General features: G+C 41.2%; 18 protein-coding genes. 14 read left to right on the top strand and 4 right to left on the bottom strand.

The window, feature by feature from the left end:
• Positions 1-1,133: UDP-N-acetylmuramate--L-alanine ligase (gene murC, locus QZZ35_RS00005; RefSeq protein ID WP_291235579.1), on the bottom strand; the 1,133-nt coding region annotated here is incomplete at its 3' end.
• Between the two features lie 286 nt (positions 1,134-1,419).
• On the opposite strand from murC, the gene QZZ35_RS00010 reads away from it, so the two are divergent.
• The 11 genes from QZZ35_RS00010 (at position 1,420) to QZZ35_RS00060 (ending at position 15,539) form a co-directional block, all read left to right on the top strand.
• Positions 1,420-2,691, top strand: a complete 1,272-nt coding sequence (locus QZZ35_RS00010) for a glucose-1-phosphate adenylyltransferase (RefSeq protein ID WP_291235580.1) — start codon at positions 1,420-1,422, stop codon at positions 2,689-2,691.
• Complete coding sequence (glgD, locus tag QZZ35_RS00015; RefSeq protein WP_291235581.1) at positions 2,691-3,815, top strand: glucose-1-phosphate adenylyltransferase subunit GlgD; 1,125 nt, start codon at positions 2,691-2,693, stop codon at positions 3,813-3,815. Before QZZ35_RS00010 ends, glgD begins: the two co-directional genes overlap by 1 nt.
• A gap of 30 nt (positions 3,816-3,845) precedes the next feature.
• The gene (gene spoVG / locus QZZ35_RS00020; RefSeq protein WP_291233596.1) at positions 3,846-4,130 is read left to right on the top strand and encodes a septation regulator SpoVG; all 285 of its coding nucleotides are present in this window, start codon (positions 3,846-3,848) and stop codon (positions 4,128-4,130) included.
• A gap of 113 nt (positions 4,131-4,243) precedes the next feature.
• A complete protein-coding gene (gene pth, locus QZZ35_RS00025; protein WP_291235582.1) occupies positions 4,244-4,819 on the top strand; it encodes an aminoacyl-tRNA hydrolase in 576 nt (191 codons plus the stop codon).
• Positions 4,819-8,370: a transcription-repair coupling factor gene (gene mfd / locus QZZ35_RS00030; protein WP_291235583.1), complete on the top strand. Its 3,552-nt coding sequence runs from the start codon at positions 4,819-4,821 to the stop codon at positions 8,368-8,370. Before pth ends, mfd begins: the two co-directional genes overlap by 1 nt.
• A 24-nt stretch (positions 8,371-8,394) precedes the next feature.
• On the top strand, positions 8,395-9,564 hold the full coding sequence (locus tag QZZ35_RS00035; RefSeq protein WP_291235584.1) for a peptidylprolyl isomerase: 1,170 nt from the start codon (positions 8,395-8,397) through the stop codon (positions 9,562-9,564).
• Positions 9,565-9,743: 179 nt separating this feature from the next.
• Positions 9,744-10,424 carry a DUF554 domain-containing protein gene (locus tag QZZ35_RS00040; protein ID WP_291235585.1) on the top strand — a complete coding sequence of 227 codons (681 nt, stop codon included), beginning with the start codon at positions 9,744-9,746 and terminating at the stop codon, positions 10,422-10,424.
• Between the two features lie 85 nt (positions 10,425-10,509).
• Positions 10,510-11,802, top strand: a complete 1,293-nt coding sequence (locus QZZ35_RS00045; protein WP_291235586.1) for a homoserine dehydrogenase — start codon at positions 10,510-10,512, stop codon at positions 11,800-11,802.
• Between the two features lie 71 nt (positions 11,803-11,873).
• Positions 11,874-12,704 carry a purine-nucleoside phosphorylase gene (locus QZZ35_RS00050; RefSeq protein WP_291235587.1) on the top strand — a complete coding sequence of 277 codons (831 nt, stop codon included), beginning with the start codon at positions 11,874-11,876 and terminating at the stop codon, positions 12,702-12,704.
• A gap of 13 nt (positions 12,705-12,717) precedes the next feature.
• Entirely contained in the window at positions 12,718-14,097 is a 1,380-nt protein-coding gene (gene trkA / locus QZZ35_RS00055; RefSeq protein ID WP_291235588.1) for a Trk system potassium transporter TrkA, read from the top strand.
• Positions 14,098-14,099: 2 nt separating this feature from the next.
• Complete coding sequence (locus QZZ35_RS00060; protein WP_291235589.1) at positions 14,100-15,539, top strand: TrkH family potassium uptake protein; 1,440 nt, start codon at positions 14,100-14,102, stop codon at positions 15,537-15,539.
• A gap of 1 nt (position 15,540) precedes the next feature.
• Here QZZ35_RS00060 and QZZ35_RS00065 read toward each other — a convergent pair whose 3' ends face one another.
• From QZZ35_RS00065 to QZZ35_RS00075, 3 genes are all read right to left on the bottom strand, one after another.
• Complete coding sequence (locus QZZ35_RS00065) at positions 15,541-16,248, bottom strand: polysaccharide deacetylase family protein (protein ID WP_291235590.1); 708 nt, start codon at positions 16,246-16,248, stop codon at positions 15,541-15,543.
• Between the two features lie 70 nt (positions 16,249-16,318).
• Positions 16,319-17,239: a calcium/sodium antiporter gene (locus tag QZZ35_RS00070; RefSeq protein ID WP_291235591.1), complete on the bottom strand. Its 921-nt coding sequence runs from the start codon at positions 17,237-17,239 to the stop codon at positions 16,319-16,321.
• Between the two features lie 16 nt (positions 17,240-17,255).
• Positions 17,256-17,522 (bottom strand): hypothetical protein, encoded by a 267-nt coding sequence (locus tag QZZ35_RS00075; RefSeq protein WP_291235592.1) that lies wholly within the window; start codon positions 17,520-17,522, stop codon positions 17,256-17,258.
• Positions 17,523-17,669: 147 nt separating this feature from the next.
• Between QZZ35_RS00075 and QZZ35_RS00080 the strand changes: the two genes are divergently transcribed.
• The 3 genes from QZZ35_RS00080 to QZZ35_RS00090 are packed head-to-tail and all read left to right on the top strand — an operon-like array spanning position 17,670 to position 19,833.
• Positions 17,670-18,191, top strand: coding sequence for a transcription repressor NadR (locus QZZ35_RS00080; RefSeq protein ID WP_291235593.1), 522 nt, complete (start codon positions 17,670-17,672; stop codon positions 18,189-18,191).
• Positions 18,192-18,205: 14 nt separating this feature from the next.
• Entirely contained in the window at positions 18,206-19,276 is a 1,071-nt protein-coding gene (locus QZZ35_RS00085; RefSeq protein WP_291235594.1) for a PTS transporter subunit IIC, read from the top strand.
• A 20-nt stretch (positions 19,277-19,296) separates the two neighbouring features.
• The gene (locus QZZ35_RS00090) at positions 19,297-19,833 is read left to right on the top strand and encodes a hypothetical protein (protein WP_291235595.1); all 537 of its coding nucleotides are present in this window, start codon (positions 19,297-19,299) and stop codon (positions 19,831-19,833) included.
• The last annotated feature ends 19 nt before the right edge of the window (positions 19,834-19,852 follow it).

The following is a 19,852-nucleotide window of genomic DNA, read 5'->3' on the forward strand; positions in this document are numbered from 1 at the left end:
TTGGCAAAATCGTTCAGAAGTGCTTTTGTACGTGTATAAGTATGGGGTTGAAATACACACCAGATCTTACGATGAGGATAATTGGCGGCAGCTGTGAGGGTGGCCTCGATCTCTGTCGGATGATGTGCATAGTCATCAATGATCGTAATACCGTTGACCGTACCTTTATATTCAAAACGACGGTCTGTGCCTTTGAATTTCAGAAGACCGGATTTGATTTTATTCATGTCAATATTCAGTTCCTGTGCGGCGGCAATTGCAGCAAGGGAGTTGGAGACATTATGAAGACCTGTAACACTTAATTCGATATGATCTGCTTTTTTTCCATTTATATAGAGATCATAGTTTCCGCAGCCAGATTCGTTAAAAAGGATATTTTTTGCTGTGTAAGTATTTGAAGACTCAAGACCATAGGTGATTATCTTACATGGAAGTCCTTCGGTAAAATAGTTGAGATTATCAATATTTCCATTGATAATGAGCACGCCGTCTTTATCAAGTTTTTCAGAGAAAAGACGGAAAGAGTGGCGGATGTCATCCAGATCTTTAAAGAAGTCCAGATGATCAGCGTCCACATTGAGAATAAGTTCAATGCGAGGATTGAATTTGAGGAAACTGTTGGTGTATTCACAGGCTTCTGTAATAAAGTTTTGAGATCGTCCGACACGGATATTGCCGTCGATGTCTTTGAGGATACCTCCGACAGAAATCGTAGGATCACAGTTTCCTTCCAGCATAATTAATGAGAGCATGGAAGTTGTCGTTGTTTTTCCGTGGGTACCGGACACAGCAATTGAATTTTTATAGTTGCTCATAATCTGGCCGAGAAGCTCTGCACGATCCATATGAGGGATATTTTTGGCAATAACAGCCTGATATTCCGGATTATCCGGATGGATCGCTGCCGTGTAAACGACCAGATCAATGTCATCCGTAATATTGTCTGCTGTCTGACTGTAGATGATCGAAGCTCCGTGAGATTCAAGTTTTTCAGTAATTGGTGAAGATTTCATATCCGAACCTGTAATCGTGAAACCACGTTCAAGAAGGACCTCGGCAAGACCGCTCATACTTATTCCGCCGATGCCCATAAAGTGAATTTTGATCGGTCGGTTAAAATCGATTTTATACATAAAATAGCACTTCCTTATTTTTTAAATTTTAGATGTTTCATAACTATCCTATTATAGCTTGAATCAGGAAAAAAATAAAGATTTTTAAATCAATATATAAAAATGCACAAAAATCAATTGATATAATTGTGAAAAAATAATGCTTAATTTTGCGCCTGAGTCGAAAAAAATCGGAATATTGAACATCTTTAGGAGTTAAATATAAGAAAAATAGTAAAAAGTGTTCACAATTTAATCGTATGGTGGTATAATAAGAGAATCATAGAGAACAACAAGAGGTGATTACGTGATTAAGAAAGAAATGATCGCTATGCTCCTTGCGGGGGGACAGGGCAGTAGATTGGGGGTTTTAACGGCAAACGTGGCTAAACCGGCAGTATCCTTTGGCGGAAAGTATCGTATTATTGATTTTCCGTTGAGCAACTGTATCAATTCAGGAATAGACACGGTTGGTGTGTTGACGCAGTATCGTCATTTGAGACTGAATACACATATTGGAATAGGTATTCCGTGGGATTTAGACCGAAACTACGGAGGAGTTACACTTCTTCCTCCATATGAGGGCGGAGAGAATGCGGACTGGTATTCGGGAACAGCCAATGCGATATTCCAGAATCTGGAATATATTGAGAATTATAATCCGGAATATGTTCTTATTCTTGGTGGAGACCATATTTATAAGATGGACTATGAAGTAATGCTCGATTTCCATAAGTCCAGGAATGCAGATATCACTATTGCCTGCATGCCGGTACCGTGGGAAGAAGCCAGCAGATTCGGTGTTGTAGTTGCAGATGAGAATGGACATATTAAAGATTTCGAGGAAAAACCGGAGAAGCCAAGCAGTAATCTGGCTTCCATGGGAATATATATCTTTAATTGGCCGACACTTCGTGAAGCTCTTCTGAAATTAAAAGATCAGCCAGGTTGTGATTTTGGTATGCATGTTATTCCTTATGTTCATGAAAAAACAAGTAATTGTTATGCTTATGAATTTAATGGATACTGGAAAGATGTAGGAACACTTGGTTCTTATTGGGAATCCAATATGGAATTGATCGATATTATTCCTGAATTTAATTTATATGAAGAGTTCTGGAAGATTTATACGAATAACGATATGATTACACCACTTTATTTTGCGGACAGTTCAAAAGTAAATCGGTGTATTGTCGGCGAAGGCTCTGAGATATACGGAGAGATATATAATAGTGTTATCGGCTCAGGTGTTGTCATTGATGAGGGAACGGTTGTCCGGGATACGATCATTATGAGCGGTACACATATTGGCAAGAATTGTACGATTGATAAAGGTATTATTGCAGAAAATGTACAGGTCGGTGACAATGTTGTTTTCAGTGTGGGTGAATATGCAGAAAGCGTATTGAATCCGAAGGTATATGCGTTTGATCTGGTGACAGTAGCTGAGAATTCTGTCATTCCTTCAAATGTTAAGATCGGTAAAAATACAGCAATTGTAGGAAAGACAGTGGCAGAAGATTATCCGGATGGACTTCTTGCAAGTGGACAGGCTATAGTTAAGGCAGGTGAGATGTAATGAAAGCAGTTGGAATAGTATTAGCAGGGGGCAGCAATAACCGGATGGGTCAGTTGTCGAAAAATCGTGCAGTTGCTGCGATGCCAGTGGCCGGCAGCTATCGGTGCATCGATTTTGTTTTAAGTAATATGAGCAATTCACATATTCAGAAAGTAGCGGTACTTACTCAGTACAATTCCAGATCCTTAAATGAACATTTAAATTCTTCAAAATGGTGGGATTTTGGACGTAAACAGGGTGGTTTATTTGTATTGACTCCTTTTATTACAGAAGAGAGCAATTCATGGTATCTTGGAACAGCAGACTCTATTTATCAGAATCTTGATTTCCTGAGAAAGTGTCATGAGCCATATGTTATTATTACATCCGGTGACTGTATATATAAGATGGATTTTGACAAGATTCTTGATTATCATATCAAGAAAAAGGCAGATATCACAGTAGCCGTTAAAGATATTGAAGCAGAGACAGAGGATTTACATCGTTTTGGTGTGGTTCGCATGGCTGAAGACGGCAGAATTGTTAACTTTGAGGAAAAACCACTGGTAGCTCAGACGAATACAGTATCCATCGGTGTATATGTTATTCGTCGGCGTCTGCTTATTGAACTGATTCAGAAAGCTCATGAAGAAAAGAGAAACGATTTTGTTCAGGATATTCTTGTACGGTATAAAGATGTAAAGAAAATTTTTGGATATAAACATGAAGGTTACTGGGAGAATATTGCGACGATTGATTCCTATTATCATGCAAATATGGATTTCCTTAAGAGAGATGTCAGGGATTATTTCTTCCATGATTATCCGAATGTGTATTCGAAAATTGAAGATTTGCCTCCGGCAAAATTTAATCCGGGATCTAAGATTAAAAATTCTCTTGTTTCCAGCGGATGTATTGTCAATGGTGAAGTTCAGGATTCCATTCTGTTTAAAAAAGTTTATGTTGGCAACAATTGCGTAATTAAAAATTCTATTATTTTAAATGATGTTTATATTGGAGATAATACAGTTATTGAAAATTGTATTGTTGAAAGCAGAGATACAATTCGTGCCAATGCTTCATACATAGGGGAAGATGGAAAAATTCAGATCGTTGTTGAAAAGAGTGACCGATATATTTTATAATAAGATGGATCTTTGGGGAGGACATAAGACATGCAGATTACGGATGTTAGAGTGCGTAAAGTAACAAAAGAGGGAAAGATGAAGGCAGTTGTTTCGATTACGCTGGATAATGAGTTTGTTGTCCATGACATTAAAGTCATTGAAGGTGAAAAGGGCTTGTTTATTGCAATGCCAAGCAGAAAAGCTGCGGATGGTGAATATCGTGATATCGCGCATCCGATCAATTCGGATACAAGAGAACGTATTCAGAGTATTATTTTACAGAAATACGAAATAGCAGCTTTAGAAAGCGAAGAGGAAGAAACGGCTATCTAAGAGTTAAATATGGGGGGAAAGATGGGAGAAAAGCCAGAAGGTTTTTCTCCTGTCTTTTCGTGCGTAAAATTACGCATACATTATTATTTTAAAGTTAGAGAGGAATGTTAATAATGTATTTAATAGCAGGATTGGGTAATCCTTCAAAAACGTATGAGGGAACCAGACATAATGTCGGATTTTCCATGATTGATGCATTAGCAGATGCATTTCAAATCGATGTGACAACAAAAAAGCACAAGGCCATTGTCGGCAGAGGTGTTATTGAAGGAATGAAAGTTATTTTGGCAAAACCGCAGACCTATATGAATCTCAGCGGTGAGAGCATTCGCGAGATTGCCGATTTCTATAAAATTGACCCGGAAAATATGATTATTATATATGATGATATCAGTCTGGATGTAGGGCGTCTTAGAATACGCAAAAAGGGAAGTGCAGGCGGCCATAATGGCATTAAAAATATTATTGCTCATCTGGGAACAGATGTGTTTCCAAGAATTAAAGTTGGGGTTGGCGAGAAACCTCAGGGATGGGATCTGGCAGATTATGTTTTGTCAAAATATTCTAAAGAGGAACAGCAGGCTTTAAGAGAAGCGTCGGATAATGTGATTGGCGCAGTTAAATTGATGGTGATGGATAATATTGATGCAGCAATGAATCAATATAATGCTAAGAAGAGGGATGTATAGTGAAATTATTCAGAGAACCGTTGCTTGAGCTGGGGGAATATGAGCGTATTCAGGAAAACCTTCGGGACCTTGAATGTCCGGTGTGGATCGATGGCTGTGTGGATGCTCAGAAAACACATTGGATGGCAAGCTTTAGTGAGGAATATCCATTTAAATTGATTATTACTCATAATGAGAAGCGTGTGAAAGATATATATGAAGATTATCGTTTCTTTGATAAGAATGTCTATGATTATCCGTCAAGAGATATTATTTTTTATAGTGCGGATATTCACGGTCAGGCACTGGTTCAGCAGCGGCTTCGGGTTATCCGCAAACTTCTGGATCATGAGCCGGTGACAGTCATAACAACAATGGATGGCCTGATGGACAGTCTGATACCTCTGGAAAAAATAGCACAGCAGGTTATTGATCTTCGCGAAGGAAGTATTGTGGACAGAGAAAGTCTGGCAAAAAGACTGGTCAATCTTGGATTTGAGAGAGGGGTGCAGGTCGAAGGACCGGGACAATTTTCTATTCGGGGAGGAATTCTTGATTTTTACAATTTATCGGATGACTGTCCGTACCGTATTGAATTTTGGGATGATGAAATCGATACAATACGAAGTTTTGATGTGGATAGTCAGCGTTCGATTGAGCGTCATAAGTCTGTCAGTATTTATCCCGCATCCGAGTTGATCTTTACGGAAACAAAGATTCAGAAAGGTCTTCAGAAATTAAAAAAAGATGTGGATAAGTCAAGTCAGGTATTTAAAAAGAATGGAGATCCGCAGGGAGCTGCTAATTTAAAACATTTTTATGAGGAGATAAGTGAAGCATTTGATTTTTCGATTGGCAGTGCCAATCTTGCCAGCCTGATTCGGTATTTTTATGAAGATCGAGCTTCGTTTTTGGATTATTTTCCTGAAAAGGAAACACTTATATTTTTAGATGAGCCTGCAAGACTTAGTGAGAGAATGGCAGGAGTGACCCGGGAATTTGAGGAAAGCATGAAAGGGCGTCTGGAAAAAGGATATATTGTGTCAGGGCAGATGGATATCCTTTATTCTGAAAAAGATTTGTTTCATAAGCTGGGAAAAAGAAGATGCCTGCTTTTAAGTACAATCGGACAGCATTTGGAGCATTTGAAGCCGATGCACAAATATCATCTGGAAGTGCATTCCATACAATCTTATCAGCGTAATTTTGAGCTGCTTGTAAAGGACTTGAAACAGTGGAAAAAAAACAGATATCGTATGATATTGGTAGCCTTTTCGCGTACACGGGCGGAGCATTTGGCAAAAGATCTGAGAGAGTATGGCATGGAACCGGTGGTAGCCGAGTCGGAAGAAAGTACAGTAGAGCCGGGACAGCTTGTGATATGCCACGGAAATCTGCATAGCGGTGTGGAATATCCAATGATAAAATTTGTTATTTTATCAGAGAGTGACATTTTTGGTGAAGGCAAAAAAAGGCGTAAAAAGAAAAGAGAATACAGCGGACAGAAATTAAACAGCTTTATGGATATGAATATTGGCGATTATGTCGTACATGAAAACCATGGTCTGGGTATCTATAAAGGTATAGAAAAAATAGAAGTAGATAAAGTAGAAAAAGATTATATAAAAATAGAATATTCCGGTGGGGATAACCTTTACATCCTGGCAACTCAGTTGGATATGATACAAAAATATGCCAGCGCGGATGCAAAACGACCGAAGCTTAACAAGCTGGGCGGCCAGGAATGGAGCCGGACAAAACACAGAGTACGAGGGGCAGTAAAAGATCTGGCAGAGGATCTGATTAAATTATATGCGGCAAGGCAATCTCAGAAAGGATATGTCTTTGGTCCGGATACGATCTGGCAGAGAGAATTTGAGGAAGCATTTCCTTATGCGGAGACAGAGGATCAGCTGACGGCCATTGAAGATACAAAGCGGGATATGGAGAGCAGCAAAATAATGGATCGTCTGATCTGCGGGGATGTGGGATACGGAAAGACGGAGGTAGCTATTCGTGCGGCTTTTAAAGCGGTTCAGGATGGAAAACAGGTAGCCGTTCTTGTCCCGACAACGATTCTGGCTCAACAGCACTATAATACATTTGTTCAGAGGATGAAAGAATATCCGGTCATTATACGAACAATGTCTCGTTTTCGTACAAAAACAGAGCAGGCGGCAACAGTGAAGGAATTAAAAAAGGGTATGGTGGATATTCTGATTGGAACACATCGTATTTTATCCAGGGATGTGGAATTTAAAAATCTGGGTCTGCTCATCGTTGATGAGGAGCAGCGTTTTGGTGTGGCCCACAAAGAAAAGATCAAACAGCTCAGAGAAAACATTGACGTACTCACTCTGTCAGCGACACCGATCCCGAGAACACTTCATATGAGCATGATCGGCATTCGGGATATGAGTACACTCAGTGAACCGCCGATGGACCGTATGCCGATTCAGACCTATGTTATGGAATATAATGATGAGATGGTAAGGGAAGCCATCGTCCGGGAGACAGGAAGAGGCGGTCAGGTCTATTATGTATTTAACCGTGTGAATGGGATTGTCGAGATGGCGGCAGCAATTCAGAAACTTGTTCCGGATGTGGAAGTCGCATTTGCACATGGGCAGATGAGTGAGCGTGAGCTGGAAAAAGTGATGTATCGGTTTATCAATGGTGAAATTGATGTACTTGTCTCGACGACGATCATAGAAACGGGACTGGATATTTCAAATGTGAATACAATGATCATTCACGATGCAGATAAGCTTGGACTTTCCCAGTTATATCAGCTCAGAGGAAGAGTAGGACGTTCAAATCGTACCGCATATGCATTTTTACTCTATCAGCGAAATACGGTCCTGCGCGAAGTGGCTGAAAAACGGCTGGCGGCAATTCGTGAGTTCACCGAGTTTGGCTCAGGGTTTAAAATTGCCATGAGGGATCTTGAAATACGAGGTGCGGGCAATCTGCTTGGACAGCAGCAAAGCGGGCATATGGAGTCTGTCGGTTATGATCTGTACTGCAAAATGCTGAACGAAGCTGTTATGAAATTAAAAGGTGATCCGGTTGTTGAAGATAACTTTGAGACGGTACTTGATCTGGATATTGATGCTTTTATTCCGTCTTCTTATATTAAAAATGAAGTTCAGAAACTGGAGATTTATAAACGGATTGCGGGCATTGAAAATGAAGAAGAATATGAAGAGATGATAGATGAGCTCAGTGACCGTTTTGGAGAACTTCCGAAGTCGGCTCAAAATCTTTTGGATATTGCACTTTTAAAGGCTCAGGCTCATGAGGCCTGCATTACACAGCTCTCGTGCAGAAACGGGGAAACAAAGATATTTCTTTATAAGAATGCACAGGTGTGTGTGGAAAAAATTCCGGAACTGGTACAAAGGTATGGTGCAAGACTTCGCTTCAAATCTGCAGAACAGCCGCATTTTATATTAAAAATGAAAAAAGAAGAGATGCAGAATATTTTAAAATGTGAAAAAAGTGTGATAAAAGATATAAAAGGATTGCTTGAAGATGAGAAATCAACTATAATGGACAAAGTTGAAAAATAAGAAATCAGGAGGAACTGAAAAGATATGAAGAATTGGATGAAGAGAATCGTTTCCGCAGCAGTTGTGGTCAGTATGTCCGTTGCTCTTTTAGCAGGCTGCGGCAAAAGTCAGACATCATCAACAACAGCTGATGCAGCGATTACGATGGATGAAGGCAGCGTGAGCATGGATGAAGCAAAACTTTATGCTTATGTTATGAAGAGCCAGTATGAAGCATACTATGGAAGTGAAATCTGGGATATGGAGATAGAAGAAGGAACAACTTTTGGCGACTCTATGAAAGAGATGATCACAAAAGAACTTGTTCAGATGGTCCTGCTCAGTTCCAAAGCAGATGATTACGGTGTTTCTTTAAGTGATGAGGATAAATCTTCTGTAGATGAATATATATCAAATTTTAAGACGAATGTCGGTGAAGATGTCATGGCAGCTGAGGGTATCACAGAAGATGCTATCCGTTCAGTCGTAGAGAAGAGCACATTGGCCGGTTATGTTTATCAGAAGATGATGGAAGAAGAAGCGGTTGAATTGACAGATGAGGAGACCGAAGACGCAAGATGTATTAAAGTACAGCATGTTTTAATTTCCACAACAGAGACAACAAAGAAAGACAGCGAAGGCAATAACGTGGATATGACAGATGAGGAGAAAGAAGCCTATCTGGCAGAACAGAAAGCAAAAGCCGAAGAAGTTCTTGAGAAAGCAAAGAATGGAGAAGATTTTAAAGCTTTATCAGACGAATATACAGCAGAGAATGCCGGATTTGAATTTTCATTTGATAAGAATGGTTATGATCCGGTAAATCAGTCCTCTATGGTAGAACCTTTCTACACAGCAGCATGGGAGCTTGAAGAAGGACAGATCAGTGATCTTGTTGAGAGTCAGTATGGCTATCATATTATTAAATGTATCTCTCTGAATGATGAGGAAGCTACAGCGGCTTCTGTTGAGGCGGCAAAAGAAAGCAAGAAGTATACAAGCATCAACGATAAGATCACACAGATGGTAGAAGAAGCAAAATATACAGAGTCCGATGCATGGAAAGAATATAAGATTGTTTCCAAGACAGATGAGACAACGGATGAAACAGGAAGTGCTGCAGATACAACAGCAGAATCTTCTTCCGAAACAGATACTGAAACAACAGCATCTGAGACTTCATCTTCTGAAACTGAATCTGAAACACAAAAATAATTCAAAAAACAGGTTTGAGCACCTTCCGGGAGGAAGGTGCTTTTTTTAATCTAAGGGACATTTTTTATAAGGCACTCTCGCACATGAATACGTTAATTAAGTAAAGAATTTTGTTGACAATCCTAAAAACCGATTGTATAGTATTAATACTGGAAAAATTTCGGAAAGAGGGAAGATAGATGCTGGGAGTATTTGTCAATGTGGCAACTGTGTTTATCGGGAGTCTTGTTGGTCTGCTTTTAAAGAAGGGTATTCCGGATAAAGTCACAGGGGCTTTAATGGCAGGCATTGGTCTGTGTACGATTTATATCGGAATATCCGGTGCTCTGAATGGAGAGAATACACTTGTGTTGATTCTATCTATGGCGATCGGCACCATCATCGGTACGCTGCTGGATATTGACGGGCAGTTGAATCGCCTTGCTGCTTATGTTGAAAGTAAATTTAAGCAGGAAAACGGGCAGGTAACCGTAGTGGAAGGCTTTGTCACGGCCAGTCTCCTTTTTTGTGTGGGGGCTATGACGATTGTCGGTTCGCTTCAGGCCGGCTTAACAGGGGATTGCGAGATGCTTTTTACAAAGGCCACATTGGATTTGATTTCGTCCTGTGTTCTGGCTGCGAGTTTAGGTATCGGTGTTATGCTATCAGATATTTTTGTTTTTGTATTTCAGGGTGGTTTAGTTCTTCTTGCACGGGTCATTGCCCCGTTTTTAACCGATTATGCCATTCATGAGATGACGTGTGCCGGATCCGTACTGATCATTGCATTAGGACTGAATTTGATCGGAGTGACGAAAATCAAGGTGGCGAATTATTTGCCGGTTCTGTTGATTCCTCCGATTTTGTGCATGTTTATGTAAATTTATGAATTTGATGTGTACAAATATAAAAATCATGATAAAATAATAATTATATGTGGAAATGATAAAATAGAGGAGATATACCATGAAAAAAGAGATGAAACCAATCCAGCTTGCGATTATGGGAGCGGGAACAGTAGGCGGCGGTGTATATAAACTGCTTCAGATGCGTAAAGATGATATGTATTTGAGAGCCGGTACGGATATTGAGATTAAGAAGATTCTTGTAAAAAGTATTTCAGAAACACGTAAAGATGTGGATGCTTCTTTATTAACAGAGAATTTTGAGGATATTGTGAACGATGAGAGCATTCAGATCGTTGTTGAAGTTATGGGCGGCATTGAGCCGGCACGTACATTTATTCTTCGGTGCCTGAATGCAGGAAAGAGCGTTGTAACTGCGAATAAAGATTTAATCGCAGTGCATGGAAGAGAACTTCTTGATGCAGCAGAAGCCAATCATGTAGACTTTTTATTTGAAGCGTCCTGTGCAGGTGGTATTCCGATTATCCGTCCTTTGAAAGAATGCCTTGTTGGCAACGATATTACAGAAATTATGGGTATCGTTAATGGTACAACGAATTATATTCTGACAAAGATGGATCAGGAGAATATGGAATTTGATGAGGCATTGGCAAAAGCTACAGAGTTAGGATATGCCGAGGCAGATCCGACAGCTGATGTGGAAGGTCTGGATGCAGGACGCAAGATGGCCATTATGGGGTCGATCGGTTTCCATTCAAGAATAACATTTGATGATGTTTATACAGAAGGTATTACACGTATTACATCAAAAGATATAAAATATGCAAAAGATATGGACTGTGTCATTAAACTTCTCGGAATTGCCCGCCATACAGAAAGCGGTGTGGAAGTTCGTGTACATCCGACCCTGATTCGAAAAGATCATCCGCTGGCATCGGTTAATGATGTATTTAATGCAGTTTTTGTTCATGGAGATGCTGTAGATGATACTATGTTCTATGGACGAGGTGCAGGTGAGCTTCCTACAGCAAGTGCAGTTGTCGGCGATGTGATCGAAGTTGCCAGAAACATTATCTATGGATGTTTGTCCAGAGTCGGATGCAGCTGCTATAAAGAACTTCCTATTAAGGGAATTGGCGATATTGAGAGTAAATACTTTGTCCGTATGATCGTCAGCGACTGTGCCGGAGTACTTGGAAATGTGGCAAGTATTCTTGGAAATAATCATGTGAGCATTGAACAGATCATTCAGCGTCCGGCAGGTGATGGTATGGCTGAGATCGTTGCAATAACTGATGTTGTACAGGAGAAGAATTTTAAAGCGGCTATGCAGACATTGAGCGATATGTCCTTTGTACAGGAAATTTCTTCAATGATTCGTGTATACGCATAATTTCAGGGGGTGTCATAGCGACGCCCCTTTTTCACTTTAAACTTTTATTGTGGAGAACAGGGGGAGCGTTTATGAAGGATGAATATAAAAGAATAATGGCGTGTGTGGAGTGTATTCAAAAAAAAGTAAATTTCCATCCGAAGGTGGCACTGGTACTTGGATCCGGTCTCGGAGATTACGGAGACAACATTGATATCCGATACCGTGTGGATTATGCTGAAATTGATAATTTTCCGATATCGACGGTAGAAGGACATCAGGGTCGTTTTTTGTTTGGATATATTAAAGATGTGCCGGTTGTTGTTATGCAGGGGCGTATTCATTATTATGAAGGGTATTCCATGTCGGATGTGGTGCTTCCGATCCGCCTCATGCATTTGATGGGTGCGGAGATCCTTATGTTGACAAATTCTTCCGGAGGGTTGAATCCGGATTTTGTTCCGGGAGATTTAATGATGATTACAGATCAGATTTCAACCTTCGTTCCGTCACCTTTAATTGGGAAAAATATTGATGAATTAGGAACACGTTTTCCGGATATGACGCATATTTACGATCGATCGCTTCAGCAGATGATACGTGATGTGGCAAAAGATATGGATTTTTCCCTGAAGGAAGGCGTTTATATTCAATTTACCGGTCCAAACTATGAATCACCTGCGGAGGTTCAGATGGCTCGTTTGCTCGGAGCGGATGCAGTTGCAATGAGTACAGCCTGCGAGGCTGTTGCAGCAAAACATATGGGAATGAGGATATGCGGAATATCCTGCATATCCAATATGGCTGCGGGAATCACAGGACAGCCTTTAAGTCATGAGGAAGTCAAAGCAGCAGGAGAGAGGGTAGCTCCAGTCTTTTCGAAATTGGTGACAGAAAGTATTGTAAAAATGGGGCAGTGCTAAATGAGGTAGTGTTATGAAAATTATTATTGTGGGATGTGGCAAGGTCGGATATACATTGGCTGAGCAGCTCAGTGAAGAGGGACATGAGATTGCTGTTATTGAGCCGCGCAGTGAGAGAATTCAGGCAGCAGTGGATGCGTTGGATATTATCGGTTATGTGGGGAATGGTAACAGTTACAAAATGCAGAAAGAGGCAGGGGTAGAGGATGCCGATCTTTTAATTGCCGTGACAGGACATGATGAAGTCAATCTTTTAAGCTGCCTGATCGCTAAAAAGGCAGGTAACTGTAAGACAATTGCCAGAGTAAGAAATCCGGAATATATGGACGATATTGATTTTATACGTGAGGAGCTGGGTTTATCCCTGTCCATCAATCCGGAGTATGCAACGGCAAGAGATATCGAGCGCTTGATTCAGGTACCATCGGCACTTGACGTGGATACTTTTGCGAAAGGGCGGGCCTATATGTTTCGGTTGGAGATACCGAAAGGATCGCCTTGGGATGAGATGCGGGTCATGGATGTGGCTGTCAAATACGGTAATCATTTTCTGATCTGCATTCTGGAACGCGGTGAAGAAGTTGTGATCCCAAGCGGTAATACGGTATTAAAATCGGGAGATAAGATATCTATGCTGGCACCTGCTGAGACGATGAATGCCTTGTTTCATACGATTGGTATTAAAGCCCGGCTGATTCGGAATGTAATGATCGCGGGGGGAGGAACTATCGCTTATTATCTGGCTCAGAGATTATTAAAAGCAAAAGTAAATATTACAATTATTGACAAGGACCTCAAGCGATGTAATGAGCTGAGTGAAAAACTGGATAAAGCGATTATTATTCACGGGGATGCCTCAGACAGTAAACTTCTTCTGGAAGAAGGATTAGAGCGTATGGATGCTTTTGTATCTCTGACGAATTTTGATGAAGAGAATATTATGCTGTCACTCTATGCGAATCAGGTTTCAAATGTTAAGCTGATCACAAAAGTCAATAAGATTGATTTTGAGGGTATTGTCCGCAGCATTCCGATTGGAAGTATTATCAGTCCGAAATATCTGACAGCGGAACATATCATCCAGTTTGTCAGAGATCTGGAAAACAGCATGGTCAATGAACGTGACAGTAAGGTTGAGATGGTGTACCGTGTTGCAGATAATAAGGCGGAGGCACTTGAATTTTCCGTTGAGGAAGAATCAAAAGTTACGAACATTCCGATCATGAACTTAAAATTAAAGCCGGGACTGCTTTTATGCAGCATCCTTCGGGATAATACAGTTATCATTCCTTCCGGGCAGGACTGTATACGTGCGGGAGATAAGGTGGTTATTGTGACGAAGGAAGGTCATTTGAATCGACTGGAAGATATTTTAAGCGGGGCGATGAGATAATTATGAACTATGGAAGTATACGCTATATCATAGGCTGGATTTTGAGAGTAGAAGGTATTTTAATGATCATGCCGATGCTTGTGGCATTAATTTATCGTGAACGCAGCGGCATTGCCTTTGTCATCAGTGCATTGATCTGTATTCTTGTCGGCACACTGCTCTCATCAAAAAAGCCTAAAAAAACCACATATTATGCAAGAGAAGGATATATTTCTGTTGCTCTCGGATGGATTATCATGAGTATGACCGGATGCATGCCTTTTGTATTGTCTGGTGAGATTCCTTCTTTTATCGATGCATTTTTTGAGATTGTTTCAGGATTTACGACAACAGGAGCAAGCATTTTATCAGACGTTGAAGCCCTATCCAAAAGCATGTTGTTCTGGCGAAGCTTTTCTCACTGGATTGGCGGCATGGGCGTTCTCGTTTTTATTCTGGCAATTTTGCCTTTAGCCGGCGGTGAACATAACCTTCAGCTTATGAAAGCTGAGTCACCGGGACCGTCCGTATCGAAACTGGTACCTCGTCTCAGAGAGACGGCAATCATGCTTTACAAAATATATTTTGGAATGACAGTTGTCATGGTGATTCTTCTCATACTGGGAAAGATGCCCGTATTCGATGCATTGTGCATTGCTTTCGGAACAGCCGGCACCGGAGGCTTTGGCGTGCTTAACAGCAGCCTGGCAAGCTATGGTACATATGTTCAGATCGTTACAACCGTGTTTATGATGCTTTTTGGAGTGAATTTTTCCTTTTATTTTTTAATTCTCTACAGGAAGGCAAAAGATGCTTTTTCTATGGAAGAAGTACGGTGGTATTTTATTATCTACTTTGGTGCGGTTATTATGATCACGATCAATATTGGGGGTCAGGCCGGCGGTGTACTGGAGCATTTCCACCAGGCTGCTTTTCAGGCCGCCTCCATTATGACGACCACCGGCTTTTCGACCGTGGATTTTGATTTGTGGCCTTCCTTTTCGAAGGGCATACTGCTGGCCTTAATGTTCATCGGAGCCTGTGCGGGAAGTACCGGCGGCGGTATGAAAGTATCACGCGTTATTGTGTACCTGAAAACAGTTAAAAGAGAAATGGCTGCGTTGATTCATCCGAGAAGTATCCGCGTGACAAAGCTGGACGGAAAGGCACTTGATGATACAGTGCTGCGCTCCATTTTTGCTTTTTTGTCGGCATATATTATTATTTTTGTAGTATCGATTTTGATCGTCAGTCTGGATGGATTTGATTTTGAAACTAATTTTTCGGCGGTAGCCGCCACCTTTAATAATATTGGACCCGGATTTCACGCGGTAGGTCCGACGGCCAACTTTTCAGCCTATTCAATTTTGTCAAAAATTATTCTGGCACTGGATATGTTGATCGGGCGATTGGAGATTTTCCCTATTTTGCTGTTATTTGCACCATCTACGTGGAAAAGATAATTTAGAGTATTTGAGAAAGAGGAACGATTTCGTAACCTCTTTCTTTTAATTTTGGGATAATAATTTTAAGAGCCGGTGCAGCAAAAGGTGTATCCACATGCATGCGGATAATCGTTCCGTTACCCAGATTCGGATCTTTACAGAGCAGACGTGCGATGACTTTTGCATTTTTTATTTTCCAGTCCATAGAATCACAGGTCCATTCCACGGTCTGATAACCACATTCAGCCGCTACTTTTATGACTGTATTGTTAAATGAGGAAAAAGGGCATCGGAAAAAAGTCATTTGAAAGCCTGTAAGTTCTTCTGTTTTTTTATGAAGACGGATAATTTCATCCCGGCATTCCTCTTCGGATAATTGATTCATGGCGATGTGATTATTGCCGTGATTGCCAAGCTCATGACCGGAGTCTACAAGCTGTCTGGTTTCTTCGGGATAATTATCCAGCCACTTCCCTGTAATAAAAAAAGTGGCAGATATATTATAAGTATCAAGGACATCCAGAATATCCGGGAGATATTTGGCTGTATTTTCTGTGTCAAAGGTAATTGCAATACGCGGATTTTGACGGTCGCCACAATAGATCGGGGAATTTTCCGAGGAGGCGGAAGTTGATATATGGATATTGGATGGGATCCATTCCATTAGAAGTAAAAAAATGAGAAAGACGCTGCATATAATGCAGCCGGTTTTGATGAAATCTTTCATAAGGATCCTTTTTATTTTAATATATGAATATAAAATAAAAAAATCCCTCAGAGAGAGATTTCTTTTAAAATCAGCGCAAAATGATATAAACGGAATAGGCAGCGTAGGCAGCCACACAGAGTGCACCCATAAAACGCCCCATTGTTCCGCGTATTCTGCAAAAAATATAGATGACAGTGGTCATGATGATTAAGATCAGTATATCCATCATGGCCGTTTCCTGGGCAGCGATTGGATGAACCGTTGAGGAAAGTCCGAGAATAAATAAAATATTAAACAGATTGGAACCGACGACATTTCCGAGAGCCAGACCGCTTTCACCCTTTCGTGAAGCCGTAATGGATGTGACAAGTTCGGGCAGGGAAGTTCCAATAGCAACGATTGTCAAACCGATCAGTGTTTCGCTTAAACCGAAAGCAGCAGCAATTCGGCAGGCATTATCAACAACCAGATCACCGCCGAAAATAATGGCAGCAAGTCCAAGGACGATGTAGAGCAGGCTTGTGTGCATAGGAAGATAATGTTCCTGAACGTCAATATCTATGGTATGGCGGATGGCTGAAACAACAGTAAGTGAAAGATATCCGATCATCAGTGTCAACAGTATAAGACCTTCCGGACGGGAAAGACGATTGTCACGAATGAAATATAATAAAATGACAGAGCTCAAAATTGCCAGAGGAAAGTCTCTGTTTAAAATACTCTGATCAATAATAAAAGGTTGGATCAGAGCGCAGATGCCGACAATGAGGACAAGGTTAAAAATATTGGAACCAATAACATTACTTAATGCAAGATCATTGCTTCCGGCCAGACCGGCAGTGATACTGACAGCGGCTTCCGGTGCACTTGTTCCAAGAGCGACAACGGTCAGTCCGATGACGACGGAAGGGACTTTTAAAAGCTTTGCGATGGCGGAGCTGCCCTCCACGAAATAATCGGCTCCTTTAATTAAAAGGAAAAATCCGATGATTAACAGTATATACATCATGATATTTTAATCTCCTTTACTCTTCTATAATATGGACTTCAAGATAATCAAAGTCGATTTCTTCAACAAAATTATCCTGAACAAAGCGGGTTTTATTATGTTTTTGAAATTCACGTATGTTGGCGTCAAGCCAGATTGGCTGAGCCAGATCGAATTGGCTGCAGGCATCGGAAACGGCCTTAAAGACTTTGGCTGTCCGGCTCATCTGTTCATCTTCAATACAGATGACGGTGTCTTTCACCAGACGATTATCTGTAAAAATTTTCATCCACATACGAAACATGGCATCGATCTCCTTTCAATTACAGCATTATAGCGGAGAGAAAGCAGGGAATCAAGGTTTATTTAAAGAAAAGTATTTTGCACACAAGACTTACTGTGCTATAATCATTAAGAAACTATGTGCATGCAGCTTCAGAAGGAGAATCTTATGGTTGAAGGACATATTCGAAGAGAGCGGATACTTGATATTTTAAAGAACAGTTCGGTGCCGGTTTCCGGAAGCAGATTATCAAAGGAACTGGGTGTAAGCCGTCAGGTGATCGTCCAGGATATTGCATTGCTCCGGGCAGGGTGCGAGGAGATTTTTGCAACTCCGAAGGGCTATGTTTTATATCGTCAGGGTCCGGCGAAGAGATACAGGCGGACGTTTATGGTGAATCATACAAAGGAGCAGATCGTCGATGAACTTTCGCTTATTGTAGATAATGGAGGAAAGGTTCTGAATGTTATTGTTGCCCATGATGTCTATGGACAGATACAGGCAGATCTGGTGCTTGAGACAAAGCAGGATGTGATGGAATTTTACCGCCGTATGAGTACAAGCGAGGCAGGACCGCTTCTTCAGATATCCAAGGGGATTCACATCCATACCGTGGAAGCTGCATCCGAACGTATCCTGGATAATATCCAGAGGGATTTAAAAGAGAAAGGATATCTGGTAGTACAGTAGAGGAGAGACGGAAGATGAAAACAATAGGGAAATTTCTATCCCACATATTTATTGATGGCCTCAGCGGAATGGGACTTGGACTTTTTTCAACGCTGATCATCGGAACGATCATGAAACAGATCGGTGATCTGATTGGCGGAGATATCGGTATGTATATATCCACTTTTGCCATCATTGCACAGCGTTTGACCGGTGCCGGAATCGGTGTGGGCGTAGCTTATAAGTTTAAAGAATCTGTGTATGTGACATTATCTGCAACTGCGGCAGGTATGATTGGTGCCTATGCAAGTGCCATTTCTGCGGGAACGCTTCTGACAGAAAGCGGAGCATTGGCTTTATCCGGACCGGGAGAGCCTCTCGGAGCATTTATTGCAGCTTATGTAGGAATTGAACTTGGTCATCTTGTTGCGGGACGTACCAAGATTGACTTGCTTGTGACCCCGGCGGTCACGATTCTGACAGGCGGTGCTGTCGGAATCATTGTCGGACCTCCGATTTCAAGATTTATGACATGGCTTGGAGGCATCATCAACTGGGGTACGGAACAGCAGCCGATTATTATGGGAATTGTTGTTGCGGTCGTTATGGGTATGGTATTGACATTGCCGATCAGCTCGGCAGCATTGGGGATCATTCTGGGACTGAACGGTGTGGCAGCCGGTGCAGCGACGATAGGATGCTGTTGTCAGATGGTTGGTTTTGCGGTGATGAGTTATGAGGATAATGGATTTGGCGGTCTGTTGTCTCAGGGCCTTGGAACAAGTATGCTTCAGGTTCCGAATATTGTACGTCATCCCCTGATTTGGATTCCGCCGATTTTTTCGTCGGCTATTTTGGGGCCGATTGCCATCTGTCCGCTGTTTAATATGACGAACAATGCGACAGGATCCGGAATGGGGACTTCCGGCCTTGTCGGTCAGATTATGACTTATCAAACGATGACAGCGGTTGAATCTCCGACGATTGTTATAGTGAAAATGATCATTTTCCATTTTATTTTGCCGGCAGTTTTGACAATGGGCGCAGCGCAGGTCATGCGTAAGATGGGATACATACGTCAGGGAGATATGAAATTACAAGTATAAACGCAGGAGGAATTTTATTTATGAATGACATTATTACACAATTGGCGCATGGCGGCGCCATCATTCTTGCAGCTATTGGGTTTTTGGTTTTCTATCTGACTCAGATATGGAAATCGATTCATGTGGAAGAGTCTTTTGGGGAAAAGATATGCCATGTAAAGCAGCCTAAGAAAGAGTGGCTGACACTGGCATTTATCGTTGTGGTAGGAATCGTTGTTGTCATACGTCTGTTTATGGAACGGGCCACACCGAACCCGAATATGCCGGAAAGCTATTATACGATATTGACGGGAGCCATTGTTCTTGTTGCCGGCCTGATACTTTTTCTGGCCATTCGTACGATCAGTCCGACAAAGATTTTTTCCAACGGCGTGCTTGTACATGATTATGGTTATGTTGCATGGGATGATATTCGCTCAGTAGACAAGACGCCAAAAGGCAAATTTCAGGTGTATCTGACAAAGCCGAGGCAGTTCAAAGGAAAAATGTTTTATATAGCGTACGATAAAGAGCAGGAAGAAGAATTAATTGATATTTTTCGCAAATATGTTTGTTGATTAATTTAAGGAGGCTTCC

The organism is Frisingicoccus sp. (assembly GCA_016298055.1).
In the GTDB taxonomy this organism is placed as follows: domain Bacteria; phylum Bacillota; class Clostridia; order Lachnospirales; family Lachnospiraceae; genus Frisingicoccus.

Bases quoted from the DNA above. Each gene is read 5' to 3' on its own strand.
- glgD (WP_291235581.1), top strand. From the start codon at position 2,691: ATGAAAGCAGTTGGAATAGTATTAGCAGGGGGCAGCAATAACCGGATG.
- spoVG (WP_291233596.1), top strand. From the start codon at position 3,846: ATGCAGATTACGGATGTTAGAGTGCGTAAAGTAACAAAAGAGGGAAAG.
- pth (WP_291235582.1), top strand. From the start codon at position 4,244: ATGTATTTAATAGCAGGATTGGGTAATCCTTCAAAAACGTATGAGGGA.
- QZZ35_RS00035 (WP_291235584.1), top strand. From the start codon at position 8,395: ATGAAGAATTGGATGAAGAGAATCGTTTCCGCAGCAGTTGTGGTCAGT.
- QZZ35_RS00040 (WP_291235585.1), top strand. From the start codon at position 9,744: ATGCTGGGAGTATTTGTCAATGTGGCAACTGTGTTTATCGGGAGTCTT.
- QZZ35_RS00045 (WP_291235586.1), top strand. From the start codon at position 10,510: ATGAAAAAAGAGATGAAACCAATCCAGCTTGCGATTATGGGAGCGGGA.
- QZZ35_RS00050 (WP_291235587.1), top strand. From the start codon at position 11,874: ATGAAGGATGAATATAAAAGAATAATGGCGTGTGTGGAGTGTATTCAA.
- trkA (WP_291235588.1), top strand. From the start codon at position 12,718: ATGAAAATTATTATTGTGGGATGTGGCAAGGTCGGATATACATTGGCT.
- QZZ35_RS00060 (WP_291235589.1), top strand. From the start codon at position 14,100: ATGAACTATGGAAGTATACGCTATATCATAGGCTGGATTTTGAGAGTA.
- QZZ35_RS00065 (WP_291235590.1), bottom strand. From the start codon at position 16,248: ATGAAAGATTTCATCAAAACCGGCTGCATTATATGCAGCGTCTTTCTC.
- QZZ35_RS00070 (WP_291235591.1), bottom strand. From the start codon at position 17,239: ATGATGTATATACTGTTAATCATCGGATTTTTCCTTTTAATTAAAGGA.
- QZZ35_RS00075 (WP_291235592.1), bottom strand. From the start codon at position 17,522: ATGTTTCGTATGTGGATGAAAATTTTTACAGATAATCGTCTGGTGAAA.
- QZZ35_RS00080 (WP_291235593.1), top strand. From the start codon at position 17,670: ATGGTTGAAGGACATATTCGAAGAGAGCGGATACTTGATATTTTAAAG.
- QZZ35_RS00085 (WP_291235594.1), top strand. From the start codon at position 18,206: ATGAAAACAATAGGGAAATTTCTATCCCACATATTTATTGATGGCCTC.
- QZZ35_RS00090 (WP_291235595.1), top strand. From the start codon at position 19,297: ATGAATGACATTATTACACAATTGGCGCATGGCGGCGCCATCATTCTT.